The organism is Nocardia sp. alder85J (genome assembly GCF_020176955.2).
Classification (GTDB): Bacteria; Actinomycetota; Actinomycetes; order Mycobacteriales; family Mycobacteriaceae; genus Nocardia.
On the sequence record NZ_JAIUCZ020000001.1, the window covers coordinates 949381 to 964280 of the forward strand.

13 protein-coding genes are annotated in these 14900 nt (G+C 69.7%); 6 read left to right on the plus strand and 7 right to left on the minus strand.

From position 1 onward, the window contains the following. Positions 1-135: 135 nt before the first annotated feature. The 3 genes from LBW94_RS04460 (at position 136) to LBW94_RS04470 (ending at position 3684) form a co-directional block, all read left to right on the plus strand. Positions 136-1491 carry a cytochrome P450 gene (locus LBW94_RS04460; RefSeq protein ID WP_225061724.1) on the plus strand — a complete coding sequence of 452 codons (1356 nt, stop codon included), beginning with the start codon at positions 136-138 and terminating at the stop codon, positions 1489-1491. 15 nt (positions 1492-1506) lie between these two features. Then, positions 1507-2310, plus strand: coding sequence for an SDR family oxidoreductase (locus LBW94_RS04465; protein ID WP_225061725.1), 804 nt, complete (start codon positions 1507-1509; stop codon positions 2308-2310). Between the two features lie 117 nt (positions 2311-2427). Beyond that, positions 2428-3684, plus strand: coding sequence for a hypothetical protein (locus LBW94_RS04470; RefSeq protein WP_225061726.1), 1257 nt, complete (start codon positions 2428-2430; stop codon positions 3682-3684). A gap of 162 nt (positions 3685-3846) precedes the next feature. Here the strand turns inward: LBW94_RS04470 and LBW94_RS04475 are convergent, their stop codons facing one another. Genes LBW94_RS04475 through LBW94_RS04495 form a run of 5 tightly spaced genes read right to left on the minus strand, consistent with a single transcriptional unit; the run spans position 3847 to position 9012 of the window. After that, positions 3847-5013 (minus strand): alpha/beta hydrolase family protein, encoded by a 1167-nt coding sequence (locus tag LBW94_RS04475; protein WP_225061727.1) that lies wholly within the window; start codon positions 5011-5013, stop codon positions 3847-3849. A 35-nt stretch (positions 5014-5048) separates the two neighbouring features. Beyond that, positions 5049-5831, minus strand: coding sequence for an SDR family NAD(P)-dependent oxidoreductase (locus LBW94_RS04480; protein WP_225061728.1), 783 nt, complete (start codon positions 5829-5831; stop codon positions 5049-5051). A gap of 3 nt (positions 5832-5834) precedes the next feature. Beyond that, a complete protein-coding gene (locus LBW94_RS04485; RefSeq protein WP_225061729.1) occupies positions 5835-6803 on the minus strand; it encodes a VOC family protein in 969 nt (322 codons plus the stop codon). A 39-nt stretch (positions 6804-6842) separates the two neighbouring features. After that, positions 6843-7973, minus strand: coding sequence for an FAD-dependent monooxygenase (locus LBW94_RS04490; protein WP_225061730.1), 1131 nt, complete (start codon positions 7971-7973; stop codon positions 6843-6845). Between the two features lie 52 nt (positions 7974-8025). Next, on the minus strand, positions 8026-9012 hold the full coding sequence (locus LBW94_RS04495) for a cyclase family protein (protein ID WP_225061731.1): 987 nt from the start codon (positions 9010-9012) through the stop codon (positions 8026-8028). 309 nt (positions 9013-9321) lie between these two features. Here LBW94_RS04495 and LBW94_RS04500 point away from each other — a divergent pair, with 309 nt between their 5' ends. Together LBW94_RS04500 and LBW94_RS04505 are read left to right on the plus strand one after the other, a co-directional pair. Beyond that, positions 9322-10254 carry a fumarylacetoacetate hydrolase family protein gene (locus tag LBW94_RS04500; protein WP_225061732.1) on the plus strand — a complete coding sequence of 311 codons (933 nt, stop codon included), beginning with the start codon at positions 9322-9324 and terminating at the stop codon, positions 10252-10254. A gap of 69 nt (positions 10255-10323) precedes the next feature. Further along, the gene (locus LBW94_RS04505; protein WP_225061733.1) at positions 10324-11238 is read left to right on the plus strand and encodes a LysR family transcriptional regulator; all 915 of its coding nucleotides are present in this window, start codon (positions 10324-10326) and stop codon (positions 11236-11238) included. A gap of 216 nt (positions 11239-11454) precedes the next feature. On the opposite strand, the gene LBW94_RS04510 is transcribed toward LBW94_RS04505, so the two are convergent. After that, complete coding sequence (locus LBW94_RS04510; RefSeq protein ID WP_225061734.1) at positions 11455-12468, minus strand: alcohol dehydrogenase catalytic domain-containing protein; 1014 nt, start codon at positions 12466-12468, stop codon at positions 11455-11457. 394 nt (positions 12469-12862) lie between these two features. Here LBW94_RS04510 and LBW94_RS04515 point away from each other — a divergent pair, with 394 nt between their 5' ends. After that, positions 12863-13909 carry a lipocalin family protein gene (locus LBW94_RS04515; RefSeq protein WP_225061735.1) on the plus strand — a complete coding sequence of 349 codons (1047 nt, stop codon included), beginning with the start codon at positions 12863-12865 and terminating at the stop codon, positions 13907-13909. A 48-nt stretch (positions 13910-13957) separates the two neighbouring features. Here the strand turns inward: LBW94_RS04515 and LBW94_RS04520 are convergent, their stop codons facing one another. Next, positions 13958-14824, minus strand: a complete 867-nt coding sequence (locus tag LBW94_RS04520; protein WP_225061736.1) for an ATP-grasp domain-containing protein — start codon at positions 14822-14824, stop codon at positions 13958-13960. Between the last annotated feature and the right edge of the window lie 76 nt (positions 14825-14900).

Consider the following 14900-nt stretch of genomic DNA (forward strand, 5'->3'; position numbering starts at 1 on the left):
CGCTTCCGGATCTCCTGGAGGAGTTCACCTTCGGGTACCACCCGCAAGGCGTCATCCGGCCTGTGATGTATAGTACTGTAACACTACCGGTAAAGGTTTCGGCGAGCGTGGACGCGCGCTGCGGAAGGGATCGTCATGAGCGCCGAAGAGGTCATCGACGAGCGGAAATCGGTCCGGCAGTTCGAATTCGAACGCCACGCGCCGGAGTATCGGCCGAACTTCGAGGCGATCACCCGGGAGATGCACCGCACGTGTCCGGTGGCGTGGTCGGACACCTACGGCGGGCACTGGGTGGCCGCGGGCAATCGGGAGGTCTTCGATCTGGCGCGGTCGCCGCACCTGTCCAACGATCGGGACGTGCATGGTGAAAGGCGGGGCTACGAAGGGGTTTACGTGCCCACGCCGCCGATGAATCCGAAGGCTCCGGTGGTGCGTGGCGGATTCCTGGAGATGGATCCGCCGGAGCAGCAGGCCTATCGGCAGGCGCTCAATCCCTACCTGTCGCCCGCGGCGATCAACCGCTGGATCCCGTTCCTCGACGAGGTGGCCCGCGCCTGCCTCGACGAGAAGATCGACACGGGCCGTATCGATTTCGTGGACGACCTCGCCAACATCGTTCCGGCGGTGTTCACGCTGGCGCTGATGGGCATCCCGCTGCGGAAGTGGTCGGTCTACTGCGAGCCGGCGCACGCCCTGATCTACACGCCGCCGGCCTCACCGGACAGCAAGCGGGTGTGGCGGGCCGCCATGGCGATGGGCGCCGACCTCTACACCACCATGCTGGAGATCCGCGAGACGCCGCGGCCGGGTCTGATCGACGCGCTCAACAACCTCCGCATCGACGGACAGCCGGCGCCGGACATCGAACTGGTGGGTGCGCTGAACCTCATCATCGGCGGCGGTTTCGACACCACCACCGCCCTCACCGCGCATTCGCTGGAATGGTTGTCAGAGCATCCCGCGGAGCGGGCGGCGCTGAGCGGGGATCGGGAGGTGCTGCTGGATTCGGCGACGGAGGAGTTCCTCCGCTACTTCACCCCGGCCCCCGGCGACGGCCGCACGATCGCCGCCGATTGCACCATCGCGGGCGTCGACTTCCGGGAGGGAGAGCGGCTGTGGTTGTCGTGGGCGATGGCCAATCGTGACCCGTCGCTGTTCCCCGACCCCGATACCGTCGATCTGGGCCGGCGCGGCAACCGCCATTTCAGCTTCGGTCTCGGCATCCATCGGTGCATCGGGTCGAACGTCGCCCGGAACGTGTTCAAGCGCATGCTGCTCGCCGTCTTCGATCGGATGCCGGATTTCCACTGCGACGCCGCCGGGGCGGTCCACTATGACACGGTCGGCGTGATCAACGGAATGAAGCATCTCCCAGCGGATTTCACGCCCGGCCCCCGCCTCGGCCCCGGGCTGGACGAGACCCTGGACGCACTCCAGACAGTGTGCGACGAGCAACGGCCGGCCGCCCCCGTCGTCCGGTCGGACAGCTGAGGCACGGGGGTCGACGTGGATCTGCGAGTACGCGATCGCGGCTATCTCATCGTCGGTGGCACGGCCGGAATGGGACTGGCCACCGCGCACGCGCTGGCCGCCGACGGCGCCCGGATCGCCGTGGCCGGCCGCAACCGCGAGCGCGCCGAAGCCGCCGTGAAAGAACTGGCTGCGCAGCATGATACGAAGGTCTCGGCGGTGGTCGGCGACGTCTCCGGCGAGCATGCCGCCACCCGGATGGTGAACGAGGCGGTGGACCTGCTCGGCGGTCTGTCCGGCCTCGCCGTCACCACCGGCACCGGCCTGGAGGCGCACCGGGATTCCCGCAACGCCACCGACGCCGACTGGTCGGCCGCCTTCGAGGACATCCTGATGGGCACCGTGCGGGTGGTGCGCGCGGCGCTGCCACATCTGGTGGCCACCGGCGACGCCACGATCGTCACCACGGCCGCCTACTCGATCCGCTCCTACCATCCGGCCCGGCTGCCGTACGTCACGCTGAAATCGGGTGTCGCCGCGTTCACCAAGACGATCGCCCGCGAGTACGGCCCCGTGGGTGTCCGCGCCAATTGCGTCTGCCCCGGAGTGATCGAGACGGGCTCGCTCGCCGCGCTGCGCGCGCAATTGGCCCGCGACCGCGGCGTGCCTCCGGACGGCCTGCTCGAGGACCTGATGACGGAGCAGTGGCACATGAATGTGGCGCTGGGCCGCCCGGGCCGGCCCGACGAGGTCGGCGAGCTGTTCGCATTCCTGCTCTCACCCCGCGCCGGCTATCTCAGTGGAGCGGTCGTCAATATCGACGGCGGCACCGAGTTCTGAAATCGGTTCGCGGCCACGATGTTCCGGTCCGGAACGGTCGTGTCGCCGGGGTCCGCGCGTCAATTCGACGACGACATCGCTGGGCGAAACGCCGGTTGCTCTGACACAGTCGTGGGCGTGAGCTATCGGTATCGGAATCTGACCCACGCCATCGAGGACCCTGACAGCCCGTTGCGCGAGTACTTCCATCGCCGGTTCCCGAACGTGCGACCGGTGCAGGACGGCTACCGGCAAGCTTCGGGACCGCTGGTGGTGGACACTGTCACCGCGAACGCCGGAACCGTCGGCGCCGCATTCGATTTCCTGCTGCGATTCCGTCTCGATGCCGGATATCGTCCGCGGGTGGCGGCCGCGGCCGCGTCCATCGCGGAGGTGCCCGAGCATGTTGCCACGGTGTACGACGTGGCGGCGGCGGCCGTCGCCGCCGTGCATTCCGCGGCGAGCGGGGAGGCGCCGACCGTGGCGGTCCGGGCGTGCTGGGCGCTGGCTCTCACGACCGAGCTGTACCGCAACCCACTGCTCGTGGTGGGATCGGCGCCGGCCGAGCTGATCCGCAGCGGTGACTTCACCACCGCGTCGTTGCTGGCGCTGGCGCCGGACGACGTGGTCGAGCTGGTGTCGTCGCTGTACACGGCGGCGGCCACCGGGCTGGCCGGCATCCTCACCGCCGAGCACGACGAGGTGGTGCCGGGTGCGGCGTTCGAGGCGTCGCGGCTGTGTGCCGCCGAGGCGGACATCGTCGTCGACGGCACGTTGATCGAGTTGCGGACCCGGTTGGGAAGCCGGAACAAGAAATCGGGCCTGCGCTCGGATTCGTTGCCGCGCAACGACATCTACCAGGTGCTCGGCTGTGCCCTGTTCGACACCGCGGACCGGTACCGGCTGACCGAGGTGGGGGTGTACTCCGCCCGCTACGGGACGCTGCACCGGTGGCCCCTACAGCCGCTGGTGGACACCCTCGCCGGTGAACCGGTCGACCTCGCCGCGGAACGTGCGGCCGTCTGGGCGTTGCTCGATGTCCACGACGACGAGACCGCACCGAGCGCCGGGACGCAGGATGTCACCGTCTCCTCGCCGGGCACGGCCTCCCCGTCGCCCGACCCGGACTCGCCGTCGCCGGATGCCGTGCTCTCGCCGGACGAGGTGTCTGCGATTGCGGATACCGACGCTTCCGCAGACCCTGTCTCCCGGAAGCCGGAAGCCGGCCTCGCTCCGGACGTCACTCCGGCACCGGACACCGCCTCCCGGCCGCCGCAGACCGCGACCACGGCCGAGAACGGTAGCCGCCGCGGCTGGAAGCGGTTGACGCAGTGGGGGAGTCGGGTGGCGCGCCCCGGGAGACGCGGTGGGCGCGCGACCGGCGATCCGCACTGAACGCGGGCCCCGGGACCTCGGAATGGTCCCGGGGAGTCGGAGTAGCCGTCCTCGGTGGCCATGCCGGCCGGGCCCGCGCCGACGACGGCCACTCGGCCACGCCGTGTCACAGGGGCATTCACAACTTTTCTCCTCGTCGAGAAAATCGGGTCGAATGGTCGCTCAGTGTGCCGTGCCGAGGTCGGTGAACGTGTCCGCGACCCAGTCGGCGATGAAGTCCCGGACGTGGGGGAGGTGGTCCAGGCCGATGTGTTCGGTGCCGCCTTCTTCGGCGGTGAAGATCCGCAGCTCCCGTTTCGGGCTGTTGACCGCCTGATCGTAGGAGCGGTGGGCGTATTCGACCGGGATCTGCCGGTCTCCTTCGCCGTGGCAGATCAGGAACGGGACGGTGATCTGCTCGACGACACCGTCGAGGTGGACGCCGTCGGCGTAGGCGATGAAGGCGTCCAGATCGTCGAATCCCCAGACCCACCGCACGTGTTCCCAGTAGTGCGGCACGGGACGTTCACCCTCGCGTTCGAGGCGGCGGCGTTGCACGGCGCCCCAGTTGTGGTTGGCGCCCCAGGCGACGACCAGGGCCAGGCGCTTCTCGAAGGCGGCGGCGCGGGGTGCGTAGTAGCCGCCCAGTGACCATCCGGCCAGGCCGATCCGCGTGGCGTCGACATCGTCGCGGGTCTCGAGGTAGTCGACGCAGGCGGTGGCCCAGCCCTCGGTCTCGATCCGCGCGGTCAGCCCGCGCAGCCGCAGCGCCTCACCGCTGCCGGGGGTGTCGACGATGAGGGTCGAGATGCCGCGCGCGGCGAGCTCGTCCTGGACACCGGCGGCGTAGCCGTGTTCCTTGGTGCTGTCCAGGCCGTTCCACAGGATCATCACCGGCGCGGGGGCGTGGTCGGCGGCGGGCGCCTGGGTGAAATAGCCCGGCAGCGTGGTCCCCTCGAAGGGGATCTCGACTCGGCTGGTGCGCGGGTCGTCGTTGTCGAATGCCTTCTGCTGCAACGCGAGTACGCGACGGTAGGTGTCGAGTCGCTGCGGGGCCGAGGCACTCTGCATGCGCTCGGCCTGGCACAGGTAGTTGGTGGCGCGGCGATACAACTGCCCTGCGGTGCGGTGGTGCCCGGCCTTCTCCGCCGCCTCGGCCTGGGCGACGAGCAGGTCGGTGAGATCGGTCCAGGCGCGCAGGAAATCCACTGTCCCCGCGTCCTCGCCGCGGGTGGCGGCCTCGCGGATCGGCCGGCAGGCGCGGTCGATCTCGTCGATGGTCCCGCCGCTGTTGAGAGTGGCGACGACGCTGAGATTCCAGACGTAGTTCCCGGGGAAGTATTCGAACATCGGTATTCCTTTCGGTGGGAGAAGTGAAGGGGGCGTTACGATCCGCGCAGCGCGTCGCTGACGGATTTGACGCCGCCGTGCGCGGTCATCCCGCCGTCGACGGGGATCTCCGCGCCGGAGATGAACGACGCGGCGTCACCGAGCAGGAACGCGACCAGTGGCGCCACCTCCGCGGGCGTGCCGCCGCGGCCCAGCGGTGTCTCGGCGATGTTGGCGGCCCGGAACGCCGGGTCGGCCGATCGGGTCATGGCGGTGTCGATGTAACCGGGGTGCACGGTGTTGACGCAGATGCCGTGCGGACCCAGCTCCAGACAGGCGGTCTTGGCCAGGCCCCGCAGCGCCCACTTGCTGGCGGTGTAGGCGAGCGGGAAGTGGCCGGTCAGCGCGGCGGCCGAGCCGACCACCACGATCGAGCCGCCGGTTCCTCGCATGAGCGGTGCGACGGCCTGGACAGCCAGCAGGGTGCCGCGCACGTTCACCGCGTGCACCCGGTCCAGATCCTCGGCCCGCAGCTCGCCCAGCCGGGCTCGCCAGGTGATGCCCGCGTTGGCGACCAGTCCGTTCACCCGGCCGTGAGTGCCGGCGAGTCCGGCGGCCAGGGTGGCCCAGCCCGCCTCGTCGGTGACATCCAGCTGCCGGTAGTCGATCCCGTCGAGCGGCTCGGCCGGTTCGGGGGTGCGGTCGACGGCGACGACCGCGGCGCCGTGGTCGCGCAGCAATCGCGCCTCGGCCGCGCCCATGCCGCGCCCGGCGCCGGTCACGACCACCACCTTCCCGGTGAGCTGCCATGGGCTTCCCGACAGTGCCTGTGCTGTCATGACTTACACCGGCGGGGCGATGAACAGACCCTTGTCGGGGTCGTTGAACGACTGGCGGGCGACGAATTCGTTCATCGCGTTGGCGGTGCCCCACTGGTCGCTGACCTCCGGCGCGGAGAAGTCGTGCAGGTGGGGATGCCAGGTGTCCTCGTCGACGAGTTCGAGTTCGGTGGTGTATTCGACGGTGTTGCCGTGCGGGTCGAGGAAGTAGCTGAAGGTGTTGTCGCCGGCCAGGTGCCGGCCCGGGCCCCAGACCTTCTCCACGCCGGCGCGCAGCGCGCGGCCGGTGCCGCGCATGTATTCGTCGATGCCGCGCATCTCGAAGGAGGCGTGGTGCAGCGAGGCGTGCGGGCCGCGGGCGATGGCCAGGCTGTGGTGCCAGGCGTTGATGCGCAGGAAGTACATCATCTCGCCCATGTGCGGGTGCATGAGGATGTCGGAGAGCCGGAAGCCGAGGTGGCGTTCGTAGAACGCGCGGGTCTGCTCGGGCGCCGGCGAGTTGATGACCACGTGGGACAGCCGCACCGGAATCGACTCGCCCGCTTCCACGGGGCGGTGCGCGCGGATCGCGACATCGGCGCTGACCTCGACGGTGCGGCCCTCGTTGTCGAAGAACCGGAAGCCGTAGCCGCCGCCGGGGGTGGTGAGCGTGCCCGGTTCGCTGATCAGGCGGACGCCGTCGGTGGCCAGCCGGGCCGCGAGGGTGTCCACGTCGGCGGGGGTGGCGGCGCCGAAGGCGATCAGGTCGATGCGCTTGTCCTCGGACTGCCGCACCCGCACCACGTACTGCTCGGGTGACCCGGCGGCCGCCAGGAAGGCGATCCCCGTGTCGGTGTGTTCGGAGACCAGACCCCAGGTGCCGGTGAAGAAGTCGAGCTGACGGCCGAGGTCGGGCACGGCCAGGTCGACGTGCCGCAGATGGGTGATGAGCCGTTCGGTGGTGTACGGGGTCGGGGTGGCGAGTTCGGGCATGATGTACTCCTCGGTGCGCGAGCGGATGTCGCGAGCGGATCAGGCGGGTGGGGTGCAGACGATGGCGACACCGGCCATCAGGCCCGGCACGTCACCGGGTTCGTGGTCGAGCAACCAGCGGCCGAGCTGGTTGGAGGCGTCCACCACGGCCTTGGCTCGCAGGAAGCGGCGGGCGGTGAACGCCGACCACAGTCGGTTGTCGAGAGTGGTTGCCGCCAGCAGCAATTCGCTGAGGACCGCGGCGTCCTCGAGGGCCTGCGCGCCGCCCTGGGCGAGGGTCGGCGGGCAGGAGTGGGCGGCGTCGCCGATCAGGACCACGCGGCCGCGATTCCACGGCGGGGGCAGCACATGGGTTTCGAAGCGGGTGTAGTGCACCGTGTCCGGGTCGGTGAGGGTGTCGCGGATGTCGTCCCACGGACCGTGATAGGGCGCCGACAGCTCGCGCATGATCGCCAGGCGCTGCCCGGGGTCCGATCCGCTACGGTCCGTGGCCTTGTCGACGATGTAGGCGTAGAGCGAATTCTCCCCGGTGGGGCAGTATCCGGCGATGTAGCTGGGGCCGCCGTAGTAGAGGTCGGTGCGGGTCACCGAGGCCGGGCGGGGTCCGAACGTCCGCCAGATACCCATCCCGGTCTCCCGGGGTTCCAGGTCGATGCCGACCAGTCGCCGGGTCGTCGAGCGGAGGCCGTCCGCGCCGATCACCAGATCGTATCGGCCGGTGGCGCCGTCGGTGAAGGTGACGTCGACACCGTCGCCGTCCTGGGTGAGTGTCGTTGCGGTGCAGCCGAATCGGACGGCGACGCCGACGGCGGCGGCGCGGTCGTGCAGGATGCGGGCCAGCGCCGGTCGCGGCATGCCGAGGGTCGCGGGCAGGTCCGGGCCGCCGGTCCGGTCGTCGGGCAGTTCGACCAGCAGCGTGCCCGCCGGGTCCGGTGCCCGCAGGCCGAGGCTGTCGAAGGCGTATCCGTGCGCGGACACCTCGGGCCAGACGCCGAGCGTGCGCAGTTCGCGCAGGGCGTTGCCCTGCAAGGTGATTCCCGATCCGATCGCGGTCACGTCGGTGTTCGACTCGATCAGCTCGACGTCGACCCCACCGGTCGCGAGCGCGATCGCCGCGGCGGTTCCGGCCACGCCGGCGCCGACCACGAGAACCTTGTCGACGGCAGTCACAGGGGACTCCTTTGTCCTGAAACGATTGTGTGGAAAAGTGAAGGCGGAAAAGCTATTTGACGGCGATGGGGGCGACCGGGGCGCCGACCGCGCCGGTGACCGGCAGCGGAGCGGCGGTGAGCCAGAACTCGTAAACCCCGTCGGCGGCGCAATCCGCGGCCAGGGCGTCGAGATCCCACATCTCGCCGAGGAACAGTCCGATGTGCGGGATCGCGACCTGGTGCAGCGGCTGGAAGGCGTTCTCGAACTCGTTCGGCCGCACCTCGAAACCCCAGGTGTCGGTGGCGATTGCGGCGATCTCGGTGCCGTACAGCCACTCGGCGGTGGTGAACGACAGCCCGGGTGCCGCGCCACCGGCGTACTCGCCCCAGCCGTCGCGCCGGGCCCGGGACAGCTGCCCGGTGCGAACCAGCACGAGATCGCCGCGACCGACGCGGGCGGTGTCGCCCTGGGCGGCGATGGTGGCGTCCAGATGTGCGGCGGTGATCGCGAAACCGTCGGGCAGTTCACCGTCGGAGCCGATCGCGCGGCCGACGTCGAGCAGGACGCCGCGGCCGGCGATCAGCCCGGCCGTCGTCTCGATACCGGTGACGCCGTCACCCGCACTGGTGACGACGTCGCCGGCGCGGCGGCCGTTGTAGGCGAAGCCGTGGTCGAAGATGTGGCCCAGGCCGTCCCATTGCGTCGAGGCCTGCAACGGCATGAAGATCACGTCGTCGGCGCCGCCGATGCCGTGCGGGAAGCCCTGATTGCCGCGCTCGGCGTCGACGCCGGTGTCCAGCATGGTGTGCACCGGGTTGGTGCGCCGGCGCCAGCCGCGCTGCGGGCCGTTCATGTCGAACGACTGCGCCAGCGAGAAGCTCGCACCCCGGCGAACCAGCGCCGCGCCCGCGCGCCGGTGGTCGTCGTCGAGAAAGTTCAGGGTGCCCAGCACATCGCCGGCACCCCAGCGCCCCCAATTGGAGCAGCGCTTCGCGGCGGCCGCGACGGCGCCCTCCGGATCCTTCGGATCCAGGGCTTCGGGAGAGAAGTAGGTCACAGTTCCTCCTTGAGACGCACACCACTCTCCCCAGCGGCACGCCATCAGGGAATACGAATCTGCTGATGCGCGGTATCCATGACATGGATAGTGGCGAGCGAGTATCGACGGTCGATGCCGCCCATCAATGCCGTCGATCGGAGGTATCAGGGAAATTTGTTTCTCAGATCATGTGCGAGGCGTCATAGTGAACGGCGTCCCCGTGCCGACGATGCCCGTGCCGCGACCTCGCGCGCAGAGCGCCGACCTCGCCTCCGCGACGGCACACGCCCACCGGAAAAGGAGCACGGTGTGAGATTCGCGCGGCACATGACTGCGAACGGTCCCCGGACCGCCGTCGTCGACGATGCGGGCGACCTCGCCGACCTCGCCACCGATCTGCCACTGCCGCAGTTGCTGGCCGAGGACGGGCTGTTGGCCGAGACGGGTGAGAGCGCACTGCGGCGACGGACCGCGGTCACCCCCGCCGGCGCGGCCCGCCGGCTGGCCCCCCTGGATCCGCCGACGGTGCGCGACTTCTCGACCTTCCCTGAGCACACCGCGGGTATCGCGAAGCTGGTCGATCCGAATGCCGGTGTGCCCGAGGAGTTCTGGGAGATCCCGACCTTCTACTTCTCCAATCCGTACGCGATCACCGGCCCCTGCGACGACATCCCGGTTCCGCCGAACTGCGGGCTGTTCGACTACGAGCTGGAGGTAGCGGCGGTGGTCGGGCGTGCCGGACGCGACCTGTCGGTGGACGAGGCCGAGGAGCACATCGCGGGATACGTGATCCTCAACGACTTCTCGGCGCGGGACGTCCAATTCCACGAGATGCGACTGCGCCTCGGACCGGCCAAGGGCAAGGACACCGCCACCGCGCTGGGCACCGTGTTCGTCACCGCGGACGAACTCGCCGCCCGCCGCCACGGGTCGTCCTTCGATCTGCGCATGCGGGTGTCGGTGAACGGTGAACAGCTGGGCGAGGATTGGCTGCACCACATGGCGTGGAGCTTCGGCGCGCTGGCCGCCTACGCCTCCCGCGCCACCTGGATCCGGCCCGGCGATCTGCTCGGCTCGGGCACCTGCCAGGGCGGCTGCCTCGCCGAACTGTGGGGGCGGCACGGCCTGGACTTCCACCCGCCGCTGCGACCGGGCGACGAGGTGCGCACCGAGGTCGAACTGCTGGGTGAGACCCGCAACCGGATCGTCGCGGGCCCGGCGGCGCACGACATCCGCCCCTGGCGGGCGCGCGCCGAGTAACCGGCCCCCGGACATCGTGCAGGCGGATCTACTCGACAGCGATATCCATCACCTGGATACAATCGCGGGGTGAACCTGGTTCGCCTGGACCTGAACCTGCTCGTATCCCTGGACGTCCTGTTGCAGGAGCGCAGCGCGACCAACGCCGCCGCCAAACTCGGCCTGAGCCAGCCCGCGGTATCCGCCCGGCTGCGCCGGCACTTCCAGGACGAACTGCTGGCCAGAACGGGCAACCAGTACCGGCTGACCCCGCTCGCGCTCCAGCTCAGGGATCAGCTCCGGATCACCCTCGGCGGGGTCGAGCGGATCTTCGCCGCCGAGCCCGGCTTCGACCCGTCGTCGACCACTCGCGAATTCTCCATGCTGGTCAGCGATTACAGCGTCGCGGTGCTCGGCAGCCGGATCGGCGCGATCCTGGCCGCCGAGGCGCCCGGTTGCCGGCTGCGGCTGGCCGCCAACACGCCCCGATTGATCGACATGGTCGAGCAGGTCCTCGTCGGTATCGACCTGGTGCTCATGCCCCGGGGTTTCCTCGACAACCTGTCGTATCGCGACCTCTACCGGGACGAATGGGTGTGCCTGGTGTCCGCCGACAATGCCGAGGTGGGCGACGAACTCACGGTGCGTCAACTCGAGACGATGCCGTGGGTCGCCACATACCATTCGCCGACGGCATCCACCCCGGCGGCGCGGCACATGCGCCTGCTCGGGATCGAACCGCACGTGCAGGTCGTCACCGAGAACTTCCTGACCGTCCCGGCGCTGATCGCCGGCACCGGCCGCGTCGCGCTCTATCAGCAGTTGCTCGTCGACCTCATTCCCGAGTCGGTGCGGGTGCGCGCGCTGCCTTGCCCCTTTCCGGTGGGTCCGCTGCTGGAGGCGATGTGGTGGCATCCGCTGCACGACGAGGATCCGGAACACCGCTACCTGCGGGAGGTCGTGGTCCGCGCGGTCACGGACCTCGGGCTGCCGGCCAGCGTGTAGGTCACCGCCGCTCGCCCCTGCGGCGGCACCTGGGCCGATGAGGTGTCGACGACCTTCGCCCGTCACCCGCCGGCAGTTCGGGCAACGGGTCGCGAACGCGTTGTGCCCGGGTACCGGTGACAACACGGTGATCCGGTCGCCGAAGCGGAATCTCTCGGACTGGCCGGCCCGGACCCGGGAGGCGTCGGCGCACCCCTGAGCCGCACGGCCGCCGGGTCAGATGGTGAGGACCATGCGGTACCGGGCGCGACCCTGCTCCATGTCCGCGTACGCCTCGGCGGCCCGATCCAGCGGGAGTTCCTGTGCCCGGGCGCGCACACCGGATTGGACGGCGAAGTGTAGGGTGTCCTCGATGTCGCGCGCGGTTCCCGAGGGGTGACCGACGACGGCGAGTCCGGGCCCGATCAGCTGCATCGGGCTGATGGGCAGCGGATCCGCGGTGACGCCGATGGTGATCAGTTCGCCCCGCGGTGCGAGCCCGCCGATCGTCGCTCCCATGGCCGCGGAACTGGCCGCCGTGCCCAGGACGACGGCGGCGCCACCGAGCCGGCGCAACGCCTCGCCGACATCACCGGCGGTCGAATCGATGTAGTGGTGGGCGCCGAGGGCACGCGCGTCCTCCGCCTTACCCGCTCCCCGGGCGATCGCGATCGTCTCGAAGCCCATCGCGCGGGCGAACTGTACACCGAGGTGGCCGAGCCCACCGATCCCCAGGATCGCGACGCGGTCGCCGGGCGTCGCGCGACTCTCGCGCAGCGCGTGGAACGTGGTGACGCCGGCGCATCCCATCGGCGCGGCCTCCGCCAGGGACAGCCCGTCCGGGATGCGCGCCAGCGCCGTCACCGGGACGGTCACCGACTCGGCATATCCGCCGGGATAGTGCCAGCTGGGGACCTGCATGTTCGCGCAGTGGATGAAGTCGCCCGTGCGGCACGGAATGCATTTCGCGCAGTTCCCGCCGAACCAGCCCACCGCGACGCGGTCGCCGACGGCATGATCGTCGACACCCGCGCCGAGTTCGGCGATGGTCCCGGCGATCTCGTGACCCGGTGTCAGCGGCCAGGACATGCCCGGGAACCCACCGCCGACGAACGCCCGGTCGGTGCCGCAGACCCCGCACGCCGAGACCTGGATACGCACGTGGTCGCGGGGCGGCGGCACGGTATCGGCGTCGACCAGTTTCAGTGCCTCACCGGCGGACTGCACCTGCACGGCCTGATGAGTGGCCATCGGCATCCTCTCTTCCTCGGGAGTGGGCCTTCGAGCAGCCGCGGGCGTCGGCGGAGGACCGGATCACGGAGCGGGGCCTCCCGAAGGACGTGGTACTGCTCGGCAATGCGGGTGACGATTGTTCCCGGCCGATTATCCGCCGTCGGGACCCACACCGATCGGTTCACCGCGGTGTCGAGACCACATCGAGTCGCCGGCACTCGTCGGGCTGATCCTCGGATGCGGTGCGGCCACAGTCGGGGTGTCCAGCTTTGTCCAGGTCTGTCCGGGAACGATGACGGCGCCGGTCGCCCGGAGCTGTAATTCCCGCATTCGATCACCGATTGCCCCGAGGAAATTCCAGCGTGAGTCACACCAGCCGGATCGCCCGAACCCCGACATGTTCGGGCTAGCGATGCGCAGATCTTTGTCGATGTTGCTCGTCATGGTGACCGCCGGTGTCGCGGCATGGGGTATTCCGGTCGCCCGCGTCGCCGCCGAAGCGCCACCGCTGTCCCTGCCCGCAGACGAGGGGCCACATTCCTCCGCGGTCGAATGGTGGTATTTCGTCGGTGATCTCACCGGTACCGACGCCACCGGTGACACCGAGGAATTCGGCACCCTGCTGACGTTCTCGCGCGTGGCCGGTGTCACCGTATCCGATTTCGAACTGACCGATCTGACGACCGGAGCGCACTATTCCGAGGGGCACGCCGCCGCGCCGTCGGAAGCAGCGCTGCCGGGTGGTGGATTCCGGATCGATGACGGAGACTGGGGCGTGCACGGCGTCGGCGGATCCTACGAACTCCGGGGCGCCTCGCAGAGCGGGGCCGACGCCATCACTCTCGAGACCAGTAGCGCCGAGCCGGCCGCGCTCGAAGGCCGAGACGGCGTGATTCGGCCCTACGGGACGGTCGGCAGCACCTCCTACTACTCGTGGACCGATCTCCGGATGAACGGAACCGTGCGTCACGACGGCCGGACTTTCACCGTCAGCGGCGCCGGTTGGTCCGATCACCAGTGGTTCGATCCGGACCCCGGGGGTATGGCCCGGCTGTCGTGGGACTGGTTCGCCGTGCAGTTGACCGATGGCAGGCAGTACATGATCTATCTGACCCGCGATCACGGTGGGCCGATAGTGAATCCGGCGGGCAATCTCATCCGGCCCGGCGGCAGGTCGGTCCCACTCGATCCGGCCGGACTCGCGGTGCACGCGTTGGGCAGCTGGACCAGCCCGGACACCGGAAAGACGTATTCCAGCGGGTGGCAGGTCTCGGTCCCCGGCGGGACGTTCACCATCACTGCCCGGCAACCGAATCAGGAATCCGCGCAACTGCTCACACCCCCGGCGTCCTATCGCATGCCGCAATTGTGGGAGGGCGTCTGCTCGGTGACCGGGACCATCGACGGCCGGCCGGTCACCGGTCGCAGTTTCACCGAGATCCTCCCGCCGACGATGTAGCGCAGGCGAATCCGGGACCTGCCTCACGGGGTGCGGCGGAGGGCCCGCTCACGGCGTGGCGCCGGTCAAGGTTTCGACGAATCTGTCCGTCGCGGTCGGGCCGGCGTACGGCAGGAACAGGGACGGTTCGATCAGTTCGACCTCGAGGACGCAGAATCGGCCGGTGTCGTCGCGGACCAGGTCGACGCGGGCGTAGGTGGGTGTCCCGACCCGGCGGGAGACGAGATCGACTGCGGCTTGGGCCGTTTCGATCTGCGCCTCGGCGGCGGTGTGCGGGGTGTTGGTCTCCGGGGCGAACATGTCGTCGATCGTGCGCGCGCGTGGTAGCTCGACGCGCTTCACGGCGGCGTGGCTGAATCGGCCGCCGAAGAAGATCAGTGGCCATTCACCTTCCGTGGCAACGGATTTCAGGAGCGGCTGCACCAGGGCGATGCGGCCGGTGGCGTGCAGCCGGGTGATGTGCTCGACGGCGGCTGCGGTCTGGTCGGGCCCGTACGCGGCGGCGTCGCGACTGCCGGCCCCGACGGCGGGTTTCACCACGAATTCGCCGGTGGGGAAGGTGGCGGTCGAGCCGGGGTGGACGAAGGTGGTCGGGGTGACCGGGACGCCCGCGCAGTCCAGTTCGGTGAGGTACTGCTTGCTGAGGTTCCAGCGGACGGCCGCCGGCGTGTTCACCAGGTCGCTGACCTGGTCGACATGGTCGAGCCAGGTCAGGAATTCGGGCAGGCGGTCCTGGTAGTCCCAGGTCGATCGCAGGACGACGCGTTCGAAACGCGACCAGTCCACCCGGGGGTCGTCCCAGTCGAGCACGTCGACCGTGACGCCGTTGCGGCGCAGCGCCGCCACGGCCAGCGGTTCGTCGTCGTCGAATCCCCGAGCGTCCCGGGTTGTCACCCATGCGAGCCGTTCGATCATGTGGTCACGATATCCAGTCGGCGCCGGGCCGCCGGTGCGGCGGGTCCGTCCTCGATTCACGTGACAGCACCGGCGG

Excerpts from the sequence above, each read along its gene's own strand:
- LBW94_RS04500 (WP_225061732.1), top strand. The coding sequence starts at position 9,322 with ATGACTGCGAACGGTCCCCGGACCGCCGTCGTCGACGATGCGGGCGAC.
- LBW94_RS04485 (WP_225061729.1), bottom strand. The coding sequence starts at position 6,803 with ATGCCCGAACTCGCCACCCCGACCCCGTACACCACCGAACGGCTCATC.
- LBW94_RS04475 (WP_225061727.1), bottom strand. The coding sequence starts at position 5,013 with ATGTTCGAATACTTCCCCGGGAACTACGTCTGGAATCTCAGCGTCGTC.
- LBW94_RS04510 (WP_225061734.1), bottom strand. The coding sequence starts at position 12,468 with ATGGCCACTCATCAGGCCGTGCAGGTGCAGTCCGCCGGTGAGGCACTG.
- LBW94_RS04460 (WP_225061724.1), top strand. The coding sequence starts at position 136 with ATGAGCGCCGAAGAGGTCATCGACGAGCGGAAATCGGTCCGGCAGTTC.
- LBW94_RS04520 (WP_225061736.1), bottom strand. The coding sequence starts at position 14,824 with ATGATCGAACGGCTCGCATGGGTGACAACCCGGGACGCTCGGGGATTC.
- LBW94_RS04480 (WP_225061728.1), bottom strand. The coding sequence starts at position 5,831 with ATGACAGCACAGGCACTGTCGGGAAGCCCATGGCAGCTCACCGGGAAG.
- LBW94_RS04515 (WP_225061735.1), top strand. The coding sequence starts at position 12,863 with ATGCGCAGATCTTTGTCGATGTTGCTCGTCATGGTGACCGCCGGTGTC.